This window comes from Myxococcus sp. AM011 (assembly GCF_013372595.1).
Classification (GTDB): domain Bacteria; phylum Myxococcota; class Myxococcia; order Myxococcales; family Myxococcaceae; genus Myxococcus; species Myxococcus eversor.
In genome coordinates this window covers 1-11,860 of the sequence record NZ_JABXEM010000069.1, presented here as the reverse complement: position 1 = coordinate 11,860, position 11,860 = coordinate 1, and the positions used below count along the sequence as shown (strand labels likewise).

Annotated in this window: 10 protein-coding genes; 5 read left to right on the top strand and 5 right to left on the bottom strand. The window is 69.6% G+C overall.

Going from position 1 to position 11,860, the window contains the following annotated elements; all coding sequences use genetic code 11:
* Nucleotides 1-199 precede the first annotated feature (199 nt).
* The 3 genes from HUW62_RS16600 to HUW62_RS16590 all read right to left on the bottom strand — a co-directional run bounded on the left by HUW62_RS16600 (nt 200) and on the right by HUW62_RS16590 (nt 3,503).
* Nucleotides 200-1,546 carry a DUF58 domain-containing protein gene (locus HUW62_RS16600; RefSeq protein ID WP_176435010.1) on the bottom strand — a complete coding sequence of 449 codons (1,347 nt, stop codon included), beginning with the start codon at nt 1,544-1,546 and terminating at the stop codon, nt 200-202.
* Nucleotides 1,543-2,478, bottom strand: coding sequence for a MoxR family ATPase (locus HUW62_RS16595; RefSeq protein ID WP_163864796.1), 936 nt, complete (start codon nt 2,476-2,478; stop codon nt 1,543-1,545). The genes HUW62_RS16600 and HUW62_RS16595 overlap by 4 nt, the downstream gene beginning before the upstream one ends.
* Nucleotides 2,479-2,546: 68 nt before the next feature.
* Nucleotides 2,547-3,503, bottom strand: a complete 957-nt coding sequence (locus tag HUW62_RS16590) for a hypothetical protein (protein WP_176435009.1) — start codon at nt 3,501-3,503, stop codon at nt 2,547-2,549.
* 56 nt (nt 3,504-3,559) lie between these two features.
* Between HUW62_RS16590 and HUW62_RS16585 the strand changes: the two genes are divergently transcribed.
* Nucleotides 3,560-5,707 carry a peptidylprolyl isomerase gene (locus HUW62_RS16585; protein WP_176435008.1) on the top strand — a complete coding sequence of 716 codons (2,148 nt, stop codon included), beginning with the start codon at nt 3,560-3,562 and terminating at the stop codon, nt 5,705-5,707.
* A 9-nt stretch (nt 5,708-5,716) separates the two neighbouring features.
* Here HUW62_RS16585 and HUW62_RS16580 read toward each other — a convergent pair whose 3' ends face one another.
* Nucleotides 5,717-6,832 carry an HD domain-containing phosphohydrolase gene (locus tag HUW62_RS16580; protein WP_163864799.1) on the bottom strand — a complete coding sequence of 372 codons (1,116 nt, stop codon included), beginning with the start codon at nt 6,830-6,832 and terminating at the stop codon, nt 5,717-5,719.
* A 238-nt stretch (nt 6,833-7,070) separates the two neighbouring features.
* Between HUW62_RS16580 and HUW62_RS16575 the strand changes: the two genes are divergently transcribed.
* From HUW62_RS16575 to HUW62_RS16560, 4 genes are all read left to right on the top strand, one after another.
* Nucleotides 7,071-8,072 carry a dihydrodipicolinate reductase gene (locus HUW62_RS16575; RefSeq protein ID WP_163864800.1) on the top strand — a complete coding sequence of 334 codons (1,002 nt, stop codon included), beginning with the start codon at nt 7,071-7,073 and terminating at the stop codon, nt 8,070-8,072.
* 16 nt (nt 8,073-8,088) lie between these two features.
* On the top strand, nt 8,089-8,538 hold the full coding sequence (locus tag HUW62_RS16570; protein WP_141643258.1) for a MaoC family dehydratase N-terminal domain-containing protein: 450 nt from the start codon (nt 8,089-8,091) through the stop codon (nt 8,536-8,538).
* Nucleotides 8,538-9,212, top strand: a complete 675-nt coding sequence (locus HUW62_RS16565) for a MaoC family dehydratase (protein WP_163864801.1) — start codon at nt 8,538-8,540, stop codon at nt 9,210-9,212. The genes HUW62_RS16570 and HUW62_RS16565 overlap by 1 nt, the downstream gene beginning before the upstream one ends.
* A 169-nt stretch (nt 9,213-9,381) precedes the next feature.
* A complete protein-coding gene (locus HUW62_RS16560; protein WP_163864802.1) occupies nt 9,382-11,226 on the top strand; it encodes an acyl-CoA dehydrogenase in 1,845 nt (614 codons plus the stop codon).
* A 123-nt stretch (nt 11,227-11,349) separates the two neighbouring features.
* Here the strand turns inward: HUW62_RS16560 and HUW62_RS16555 are convergent, their stop codons facing one another.
* On the bottom strand, nt 11,350-11,802 hold the full coding sequence (locus HUW62_RS16555) for a biopolymer transporter ExbD (RefSeq protein WP_176435007.1): 453 nt from the start codon (nt 11,800-11,802) through the stop codon (nt 11,350-11,352).
* Nucleotides 11,803-11,860: the final 58 nt, after the last annotated feature.

Below are 11,860 nucleotides of genomic sequence, written 5' to 3'. Positions count from 1 at the left end.
GCTCTGTTTCGGGGCGCCCACCGACACAGCGGGCGAGAGAGACGCGCCATTTTGTTGACGGAGGCTCCGGTGTAAAGGGGGTCGTCTCCGAGGCCGAATTCTAGGCCTCCGCGCGATTGGCATGCTTCTTCGCGAGCGACGCGCGCGTACTCCAGAAATGAGCGTCGCGCGAACTTTCCGCTGGACATCTTCGCGAGGCCTACAACAGCCCGCGCGACTTGACGTCCAGGTACACGTTGAGCGCGGCCGCGCCAAACCCCTGGGCCGGTGCGCGGACCACCAGCGCCCCCGCGTCGCGCAGGGTGCTGGCGGTGCGGCGGAACTCCGACTCCAGCCGCGTGGCGGCCTGTCGCGAGTACGCGTCCTGCGCCTCCACGGGCACGTCGATGGCCGCGTCGCGCACGTCCTCGTCCAGGAGCGACGCGACGACGGGGAGATGCCGGGGCCGCAGGGCCAGCGTGCGGGTGAGCAGCCCCGCCGAGGCATCCGGGTCCACCAGGTCCGTGAAGAGCACGACGAGGGTGCGTCGCGTCTGTCGGGCGAAGGCGAAGTCGTAGGCGCGGCCGTAGTCGCTCTCCTCCAGCGCGGCCTCGGCGCGGTAGAGCGACTCGGTGATGAGGCGCAGGTGCTCGTGGCCCTTGCGAGGCGGCAGGAAGGTGAGCACGTCGCTGGCGAAGGCCATGACTCCCACCACGTCTCCGGCGTCCAGGCCCACCCGCGCCAGGCGGAGCGCCGCGTCCACCGCGTGGTCCAGCTTGCGACGGCCCTGGACCTTGCCGGCCATGTGTCGCCCGCAGTCCAGGAGCAGCAACATGGGCTGGTGCCGCTCGGGCTGCCACGTGCGCACCAGCGTGTTGGCGTGGCGCGCGGAGGCCTTCCAGTCGATGTGGCGGTAGTCGTCGCCGGGGCGGTACTCACGCAGGGACTCGAACTCGCGTCCCTCCGCCGCGCGGCGGCGCAGCGTCCTCTCCGATGGTGCGTCCGAGGAGCGGGCCAGGGCCAGGGCCTCCCGAGAGAGCGCGGTGAGGTCCGGATAGATTTTCACCGACTGCGCCGCGGGCACGCGCACCTGTCGAGCGCAGAGTCCCAGCGGGCCGAGGAGCCGGAGGTGGAGGTCGCCGAAGCTCGCATCTCCTCGGGACGGAGGGGTGACGAAGTACGTCAGCCGGGAGCGCGTGAGGGGCGCGCCGCTCAGGGCTGGCAGCACGAGGGACTGGTGGTGGCCGGTGCTGGCGACGACCTGGGGCGGCTCGTCGCGGACCTCCAGGCGCAGCGGCGCGGGGCCCGTGTCCACTCGCTCGAAGGCCAGGTGCACGGCGTTGCGGGTGCCCGAGGAGAGGATGGGCTCCACCTCGCGTGCCACCTTCACGTCTTCCACCCGGGGCGCGCGGAGGAAGTCCACGGCGCAGAGGGCGAGCACCGCCACGTCCAGGGCCAGCGCCAGCCAGCCGAACGCGGGGCTGGCCACCGTCAGCGCGGCGGGGAGGAGTCCCACCGCGAGCAGTGCGACGGCGAGGCCGGTGGGGACGGGACGGCCCACGCTCACCGGGGGACCCGGACCCGCTCGAGCGTCTGCTTCAGCACGTCATCCGTGGTGACGCCTTCCACCTCGGCCTCGGCCTTGAGGAGCAGGCGGTGGTTGAGCACGCTGCCCGCCGCGCCCTTCACGTCGTCAGGGGTGACGAAGTCATTGCCCATCAGCGCGGCGCGGGCCTTGGACGCGGCCAGGAGCGCCTGCGCGGCGCGGGGGCTCGCGCCCAGCCTCACGCGGGGATTGGCGCGGGTGTCCCGCACCACGGCGACGACGTACTGGAGGATGGAGTCGTCGCAGGTGACGCGGGCCGCGCGGGCCTGCAGCTCCATGAGCGTGGGCGCGTCCAGCACGCGGTCCACGGAGGGCGGCCGTCCCTCGCGCTGGTGGAAGGCGCGCAGCATGGTCGTCTCGGAGTCGGAGTCCGGATAGCCCACGCGGATGCGCATCAGGAAGCGGTCCAACTGGGCCTCGGGCAGGGGATAGGTGCCCTCCAGCTCCAGCGGGTTCTGCGTGGCGACGACGAAGAAGTGCGGCGGCAGCGGGTGGGTGACGCCGTCGATGGTGACCTGGCGCTCCTCCATGGCCTCCAGCAGCGCGGCCTGGGCCTTGGGCGGGGTGCGGTTGATTTCGTCCGCGACGAGGACCTCCGTGAAGATGGGGCCCTTCACCAGGCGGAAGGCGTTGTCCTGGGGCTGGAAGATGTTGGTGCCGAGGATGTCCGCCGGCATCAGGTCCGGGGTGAACTGGATGCGCGTGAAGAGCAGCCCCAGGGCTCCAGCCATGCTGCGCGCGGTGAGCGTCTTCGCCACGCCGGGCACGCCTTCCAGGAGGACGTGGCCGCGCGCCAGGAAGGCGGTCACCAGGTCGGCGAGCACACGCGGCTGGCCGAAGACGGTGCCGGCGAGCGCGGCGGTGAGGCGGGCGAGGGGAGTGGCGTCGGACATGGTGGCGGGGAACGGTAGACCGCCGTCGAGTCGCGCGGCACCACTTTCGTGGCGCGCGCGCCGTGTCGTCAGTCGTTCTTGCTCTTGAGGCCGAGGAACGCGCCGATGAGCGCGGCCACCGCGCCCAGCAGGCCGATGAAGACGCCGAAGCTGGGTGAGGAGTTCATCATCTCCGCGTTGCCGATGGGCGTGGGCACCAGCGTCGTGTCCGACGACACCTTGATGAAGACGATGCACCAGATGAGGCACACGAAGGTGGTGAACAGCTGCGCCATCCACGGCACCACGGGATTGAGGTTGGGGAACGAGCTGCGCACCCGGACGCCGATGGCCACCATCACCATCAGCGAGAGCACGAATGCGCCGAAGCCCGTGCTCATCAATCCCAGGGCGTCACCGTCCGCCGCCGTCTCCTTCCAGGGCGTGAAGCACGAGAGGACGACCAGGCCCGAGCCGTAGAAGGCAATCTTGTCGCCTGCGCTCATCGCGCCCATCAAATCCCTGGCGTCCTGCATGAGCTCTTCGGGGTCGACGATGGGGTTGCCGCCCTCCTCGTCGTCGCGACCCCTGCGCGCCCAGGGGTCGGAACCCGTGGCGACCGGAGCGGGAGCGGGAGCAGGCGCGGGAGCGGTGCGCTTGGGGGCCGTGGCTGCCGCGGCGCGAGTCGCGGGCGCGGGGCGGCTGGGGCGCTGAGGCGCGCCTCGGGCGATGTCCTGCACGCTCTTGACGTTGGTGGCGTCCGCGCTGGCCGGCGCGGCGGGCCTGGCTCCGGACTTGCCCGCGGGCCGAGGACGCGCGGGCTTGGGAGGAGGGGGGCGAGGGTCTTCGCTCGCGCCCGTGGATTCCTCATCGTTGTCAGCAGGTGGCTCCGAGGAGAGGAACGAGCTGTCGATGATGTAATCGCAGACGGAACAGATGGATGCGTCGGCGGCTACCTGCGAGCCGCAGCCAGGGCAGTTCAGGACCAGCGCTCCTGCTGAGAGATGCGAGCCGCCATCTTCGGAGCCCGGGGCCGCGCATGTCAAACTGCCTGCGGCCTAACCCCTGGATTTTCGCGGGAAATTGGCCTAGGCCCCAGCGCATGAGCCGCCCGAGCCTCGTCCGACTCCCCAGCGTCTGTCTGGCCCTCCTCGTCCTCGTCACAGGCTGTGTCCGCGCCGTGCCGGGCCCCGACGCGGACCCGCCCGACGCGGAGGTGATGGCCCGAATCCGCGATTGGGAGGACCGGCGCTCGCTGGGCGACGGGCAGCTGGTGGCGCTGGTCACCAGTGCTCCGGATCCGCGTATCCGGGCGAGGGCCCTGCGCGCGCTGGCTCGCATCCAGGACATGGCCACGGTGAACGCGGTCGTCGCTGGACTGAAGGACTCGGAGGCCTTGGTCCGAGGTGAGGCCGCCTTCGCGGCGGGCGAGCTGGCGCTCTCCTGGGAGCCGCTCACGGAGACCGAGCGGGCGAGCCTGGCGACGCCCTTGCTGGCGGCCGAAGAGGACGAGCGCGACGCGGCGGTGCGTGCCGCGCAGCTCGACTCCCTGGGCCGGCTGGCGACGGCGGATACGCTGGCGAGACTCGTCCAGCGGCTCCAGGGCGAGGACGTCGAGACGGCTGGGCGAGCGGCGCTGGCGCTGGGCGTGGCGGCGCGACGCGGTGGTGCCGCGGTGGTGAAGGACGTGTCCCTGGCGCCCGCGCAGGCGCTGATGGCGGCGGGGCGGCCGGTGTCGGCCCGTTATGGCGGCGCGTATCTGCTGGCCACGGCGAAGCGCGCGGAGAGCCTGCCCACGCTGCGCGCGTGTCTGTCGGATGAGGACGCGGACGTGCGCGGCCTGTGTGTGAAGGCCTTCGGTGACGTGGGTGGACCGGAGGACGCGGTGGTGCTGGGCCGGATGCTGGACGACACGGTGCCTCGCGTGGCGGCGGAAGCGGCGCGCTCGCTGGCGAAGCTCGCGGCCACGTGTGGCGGGCCTTGCGCGCCGCTGGATGCCCTCGAGGCCTTGGTGCCCCGAGCGAAGCGCGTGGCTCGGGGAATGGAGACGCCGATGCCCACGGGCGCGGCGCCGCGCGTGGAGACGCTGGCGCGCTCCGCGGATGGGCACCCGTTGCTGGCCCTGGCGCAGCAGGGGTTGCCGGAGTTCGGCGCGCCGTTGCTCGTGTCGCTCCGTCTCGCGCTGGCGGACGCGGAGCGGGGCGCGGCGTCGGATGTGGCGCGCTCGGACCTGGGGTGGCTCGACTGCCGGCTGGCGGCGGCGTTGGACCGTCAGCGCGGCATGGTGGCGGACACGATGAACTGTGGCTTCGGCCGGGTGTCAGAAGAGCGTCGACTGGCCTTGGGCCTGCGCGAGGCGGCGCTCTCTCCGAAGAAGACACCCGCCGACTTCGCGGTGGGCTACCTGCGCCACCCGTCGGCGCGCGTGCGGCTCACGGCGATGGAGGTCCTCGCCGAGCGCCCCGTGCCTCGTGCGGCGACGGCCGTGGCGCCGCTCCTGCGCGGTGAGGACCTGGTGGTGGCCGGCGCGGCCGCCGCGACGCTGGGGAAGCTGAAGGCCCCGGGTGCACAGCCGGAGTTGGAGGCGCTGGCCGACCGCGTCCCCTCCGAGCCGGACCTCGCGGACCCCGTGGCGAGCGCGCTCGTCGCGCTCCAGCTTCCTGGCACCGAGGCGCGCATGAAGCAGTGGTTGACGCTTCCTCACGCCAACGTGCGCCGCGTGGCCGCCGAGGCCCTCACCCAGCTCACCGGCCAGCCCGTGCGCTCCGCGCGCGTGGAGCTTCCGCCGTACGCCTTCCGTCCGGAGCCCGCGCCCAGGGGGGCCGCGCTGGTGCTGCGCACCGAGAAGGGCGACATCACCGTGCGGCTCGACGCGGACGACGCGCCGCTCACGTCGGGCAATCTCTACGCCCTGGCGCGCAAGGGCTACTTCAACGGCATCACCTTCCACCGCGTGGTGCCGGACTTCGTCGCGCAGGGAGGAGACCCTCGTGGAGACGGGGAGGGCGGCCCGGGACACTCCATCCGCTGCGAGATGACCCGGCGACCCTACCTGCGCGGCGTGCTCGGCATGGCGCTGTCCGGGAAGGACACCGGCGGCAGCCAGTTCTTCTTCACCCACGCGCCTCAGCCGCACCTGGACGGCCGCTACACGGCCTTTGGCGAGGTGGTGTCGGGGCTGGACGTGGTGGACGCGTTGCTGGAAGGCGACGTCATCCGGGAGGTCAGCGCGGTGACGCTGGCCCCGTGAGGTGACGTGTCAGGTGCCGCTGGCTCGCGTCAGCGGCGTCTGGGTGCCGAGCGGGTGGCTGCGCCAGCGCAGGTTCTCCTCTTCCTCCAGCGCCTCCACCTGGTTGCGGATGCGCTGCCACTCCGTCTCGGGGATGCGCAGGAAGGCGTCCGCGAGGTTCGGGTCGAACTGCGTGCCCGAGCAGCGGCTGATCTCATCCCGGGCGACGCTCATGGGACGGCCCTTGCGGTAGGGCCGGTCCGACGTAATCGCGTCCACCGTGTCGGCGATGCAGAAGATGCGCGCGCCGATGCAGATGTCCTCGGCGGCGAGCTGCTGCGGGTAGCCCTTGCCGTCCCAGCGCTCCTGGTGCTGGAGGACGATGAGCGCCGCCTCGTGAAGGTACGGCATCTTCCCCATCATCCGGTAGCCGAACTCCGGGTGCTTGCGCATCTCCACCCATTCATCCGGCGTCAGCGGGCCGGGCTTGAGCAGGATGGAGTCGCGCACGCCAATCTTGCCGATGTCGTGCAGCAGCGCGCCTTGCTCCACCACGTCCAGCGCGGCCCCGGCCAGTCCCACTTCCTCCGCCAGCCGGCGCGAGTAGAGCGCCACGCGACGCGAGTGCCATTGCGTCTCCGTGTCGCGGTAGTCCAGCGCGCTGATGAGCCCGTCCAACAGGCCCGTCGTGCGCTCCACCACCCGGCGCTCCAGGTCCTGGTTGATGGCCACCAGCTCCGCGTTCTTCTCCGCCACCTCGCGCGTCAGCCGCTCGTTGGACTCCACCAGCCGGTAGTGCTCCACCGCCTGCCGCACGCTGCTCGTCAGCTCGCTGAGCGACCAGGGCTTGCCGAGCAGCCGGAACACCTCACCGCGGTTCACCGCCTCGGACGCGGTGCGGAAGTCCGCCGCCGCCGTCAGCATCAGCCGCACGGCCTTCGGGTTCTTCTCCCGGAGTACGCTCAGCAGCTCGATGCCGTTGAGGTACGGCATCATGAAGTCCGTCAGCACGACGCTGAAGCCCACCTCGCGAGCGGCCAGGGCCGGGTCGCTGTAGGTGATGACGTCATAGCCTTCCGTCTGGAGGATCCGTGAGAGCGCGGCGAGGATGAGCACGTCGTCATCCACCACGAGGATGCGGTCCATGTTGGAGGATCTCCGGGAGGTCGCGGGCCTGTCATTCTTTATACACGCCTTGCCTTGCGCCCAAACAGGGGCCCCCTTGCGTTTTGCGCTCGCAAGCCCCGGAAATCCTTGGAGGTTCTTGCTAGCGGCAAGAGTGGTAGAACCAAGTGATGCTTGCCTGCTCGCCAAGGTGTGATTTATGGTGCGCGGCAAGGCTGCGTATCAACGCTAACCCCTTGGAATCCTGGAGCAATCTCCGATGGCTAGAGCCCCAGCAGGGCCGGTGCCGGTGGTGGTGATGGGGCTGGGATTCATCGGGCAGGAGATTGCCAGAGCTGCCCTGTCCTGCCCGGAAGTGGAATTGATTGGGGCCGTGGATACCCACGCCTCCCTCGTCGGTCGTCCGTTGGGTGACGTGCTGGGAGGTCCCGGTCCTCGCGTCAAGGTGATGGACTCCCTGGAGAAGGCCGTGGGCCGCCGCAAGGGCGCGGTGCTGCTGCACGCGACGGGCTCCCGGCTGCCGCAGGTGATGGACCAATTGCTGGCGGCGCTGAAGCTGGGCCTGCCGATTGCCAGCACCTGTGAGGAGCTGGCGTTTCCCTATCTGAAGTACCCGGAGCTGGCGGACAAGCTGGACCGCGCCGCGCAGCGCGCCGAGGTCTCCATCGTCGGCGCGGGCGTCAACCCGGGTTTCGTTCTGGACAGACTGGTGGCCACGGCGGGGCAGGTGTGTGGTCCGGTGCGGCGCGCGACAGTCACCCGGGTGGTGGACGCGCGCACCCGCCGGGAGGCCTTGCAGCGCAAGGTCGGCGCCGGTCTGACGGAGGAAGAGTTCTTCGAGTTGGTGGATGGTGAGCAGCTCGGCCACGTGGGGCTGGTGGAGTCGGCGGCACTCGCGGCATTGGGCCTGGGGTTGGATTGTGATGACTACGAAGAAGAGGTAGCCCCCGTATTCGCCGAGGAGGACATCTCGGGCGGCGCGTTCGCCGTGAAGAAGGGACGGGTGGCGGGCATGTTCCAGTCGGTGGTCGGGTTGGAGGACGGGCAGGAGCGGGTGCGACTGGAGCTGACCATCGCCGTAGGGGCTGACGACCCGAAGGACCGCATTGAAATCGATGCGGACCCTCGTTTGGTGTTGGAAATCCCGGGGGGAGTGGCAGGCGACCGGGCCACCGCGAATGCGCTGGTGAATGCCGCGCCACGCTTGACGGCCGCCGAAGCAGGGCTCCTCACGGTGCTCGAGCTTCCGGCCGGACGTTAGAGTCAGGAGAGGGATAATGCTGGACAAGAATGCGATCGGCCGTGCCTCGCCGCCGACGCTCAACGAAGTGGAGAAGGGTGCCATCCGCCGCTTCGCGGAGGCCATCGGAGACTACAACCCCATCTACTACGACGAGGAGTACGCTCGGGCCTCTGGATATCCCACCATCATCGCTCCTCCCACGTTTCCCGCGTCCTTTCATTCGGCCGCGGACTTGAGGGAGCTGCTTGGCGTGGGCATCAAGAGCCTGCTGCACGCCGAACAAGGCTTCGACTACGAGCGGCCCATCTTCGCCGGAGACCGCATCTACGTCTCCACCCGCGTCGCGGACGTCTCCGAGCGCCAGGGCATGTCCGGGAAGATGGACATCGCTGTCATCGAGGACGAAGGCCGCGACGAGGAAGGCAACCTGGTGTTCCGAGCCCGCCGGACGTTGGTGGTCCGCGCCTCAAAGGAGACCCCGTGATGCCCGCGCGCAAGCTCTACTTCGAGTCCATCCGCGTCGGAGACGAGCTGCCGGCGCTGGCGAAGGCTCCGGTGGACCGTGTCCAGCTGTCCCGGTACGCCGGTGCCTCCGGCGACTACAACCCCGTGCACGTCGACGAGCTCTACGCCAAGAGCGTGGGCATGCCGAGCGTGTATGCCCCCGGCATGCTGGTGATGGGCATGCTCGGCCAGCTCATCAGCGACTGGGCCCGGGGCGGGCAGATGCGGCGCTACAACGTGCGCTTCATCAAGATGGTGTGGCCGGGTGACACCGTCGTCTGCAAGGGCCGGGTGAGCAACCGCCACGGCACCGCGGGCCGCTACTTCGTGGACATCGACCTGTGGGCGGAGAACCAGCGCGGCGAGCTGGTGATGAAGGGCGGCGCGCAGATCCAGCTCTTCTACTCCCTGGAGGACGAGAACCGGCAGCGCTCCGGCCAGTCCCCCATCGTCATCGAGGTGCCCCGGGAGAGCCTGGCCGCCGCCCCCGCCACGTCCACCGGCGGAGGCTCGAGCGAGGCCTCGGCCGTCGACGAGGAGGCCGACGAGTCGGACGAGCGCCGCAATGGTGCCTCGTCCAAGAAGACCGTCCCCCGGGAGAAGCCCGCTGCCAAGACGGCGACGCTTCCCTCGGCCAAGAAGGCGAAGAAGTAGCGGTTTGACGGTCTGCGGTGAGGGGCGGCCTGGGGGGCCCCTCAACGCAGGGTGTCATTCAGGGTTGACTCAAAAATCAGTCGCCGCCACACTTCCTGTGTCATTTGCGCCGCTGACCCGAGGCCTTCGAACCTGAAGGCGGGCAGCGAGCCGTCACGCAGGAGTGGCCATGTCCGCCGGCATCAACACCTACAAGATCGACCTTCGAGAGATTTTCTTCGCTTTGTTCGAGCAGTTCGGCTTCGGCCAGGTGGCCGGTCAGGCCCCGTACGACGCCTGGGGCCCGGATGAGGCGAAGGCGGTGTTGTCTGAGACGTATCGCTTCGCGCGCGAGGTGCTCGGGCCCCTCAACTCCGTGGGAGACCGCGAGGGCTGTCGGGTGGAGAACGGCTCGGTGCTCACGCCGACGGGCTTCAAGGACGCGTGGAAGAAACTCTACGAGCAGGGCTTCAAGACGGTGGCGGTGAGCCCGGAGCACGGTGGCCAGGGCGCGCCGATGATGCTGCAGGTGACGGTGGAGGAGCTGCTATCGGGCGCCAACACGGCCTTCAACATGTACCCGGGCCTGTCGTTCGGCGCGGCGGAAGTCATCGCCGAGTGCGGGACGAAGGAGCAGCAACACCTCTTCGTGGAGCGCATGCTCAACGGCACGTGGGGCGGCACCATGTGCCTCACCGAGCCGCACGCCGGCTCCGACGTAGGCGCGGCGAAGTCCACCGCCCGTCGCAACGCGGACGGCACGTACAACATCCGCGGGACGAAGATCTTCATCTCCGGCGGCGACCATGACATGGCCCAGAACGTCATCCACCTGGTGCTCGCGCGCATCGACGGCGCGTCGCCCGGCACCAAGGGCCTGTCGCTGTTCATCGTCCCCAAGCTGCGCATCGGCAAGGACGGCAGCTCGGGTCAGGCCAACGACGTGTCCGTGGGCTCCATCGAGCACAAGATGGGCATCAACGGCTCGGCGACCTGTGTGCTGAACTTCGGTGAGAGCGACAACTGTCTGGGCGAGCTCGTCGGCACCGTCGAGCACGTCGGCATGAGCCAGATGTTCAAGATGATGAACGGCGCGCGCATCGCCGTCGGCATCCAGGGCGTCGCGCTGGCGTCGGCCGCCTACTACAACGCGGTGGACTACGCGAAGGACCGCAAGCAGGGCTCCCACTTCACCAAGTGGAAGGACCCCACCGCGCCGCGCGCCGCCATCATCGAGCACCCGGACGTCCGCCGCATGCTGCTGGACATCAAGTCCCACGTGGAGGGCATCCGCGCGCTCATCATCAAGCTGGCCATGCACCTGGACAAGGCGCGGCAGCTGGCGGGCAAGGACGACGAGGCGGCCACCTACCACAAGGGCCAGGTGGAGCTGCTCACCCCGCTGGTGAAGTCCTACGGCTCGGACCAGTCCTTCCGTCTGTGCTCGCAGGCCATCCAGGTGTACGGCGGCGCCGGCTACATCCAGGACTACCCGGTGGAGCAGTACACGCGTGACTCGAAGATCTTCTCCATCTACGAGGGCACCAACCACATCCAGGCCATGGACCTGGTGGGCCGCAAGCTGGGGCAGGCCGGTGGCATGCACTTCCAGCAGTTCATGGGCGACGTGGGCGCCTTCGTGGAAGCGCACCGCGAGAACGCCACCTACGGCGAGGCCGTGAAGCTGCTGGCGAGCGCGCAGGAGGCGCTGATGTCCAGCGCGATGACGGTGTTCAGCTGGTCGCAGGACGGCGGCAAGTTCCCGCTGATTCCGCTGTCCGCCAACCGCTTCCTCAACATGATGTCCGAAGTGGCCGTGGGCTGGCTGCTCCTGGACGCGGCGCTCATCGCGGACAAGGCGCAGGGCGCGCTGTCGGCGGACCACCCGGACCGCGCGTTCTACGAGGGCAAGAAGTACAGCGCCCTGTACTACGCGCGCAACGTGCTGCCCAACGTGGAGCAGGCCGCGCGCCTCATCGCCCTCGAGGACACCTCCCCGATGGAGATCACCGACGCCGCGTTCGCGTCCGTCTGAGCCGCGACGACATCTGATGGGGCGCCCCGCGTGAAGGGTGCCCTCCAGAAACACCGAGGCCACCTGGGGATTCGCTCCCGAGGTGGCCTTCGTGTTTCAACAGGGACTGTGTGACGGGTGGGGCTACTCGCCCTCGCGCACGCCGATGGCGAGCTGGCCGAGGCCCGCCTTCTTCGCCAGCTCCATCACCTGGACGACGGTGCCGTGAGGGACGCCCTCGTCGGCCTGGACGATGACGACGGTGTCCGGGTCCTTCAGCTTGGCGGCGTCGAAGGCCTTCTGGAGCTCGTCCTGGCTGACGACGTTGCCGGCGACCACGAAGCGGCCGTCCGCGAGCACGGCCACGGACATGTCCGTGGTGCGCGCGGTGACGTCCGCGGCGCCGCCCTTGGGCAGGTTCACCTTGAGGCCCGCATTGGCGCCGCCTCCGGGGCCCTGCTGGACGATGACGGAGCTGGTCACCATGAAGATGATGAGCAGCACGAGGAAGATGTCGGTGAGCGGGGTGATGTTGATTTCGGCGAAGACACCTTCTTCGCCTTCGTCACCGGACCCCGGTGTCTTGCCCATGGCCATGGTGCGTGTCCCCTGGGGCTAGGCGGGCTGCGTGTCGACGCGCGCCGGAGAGGTGGGG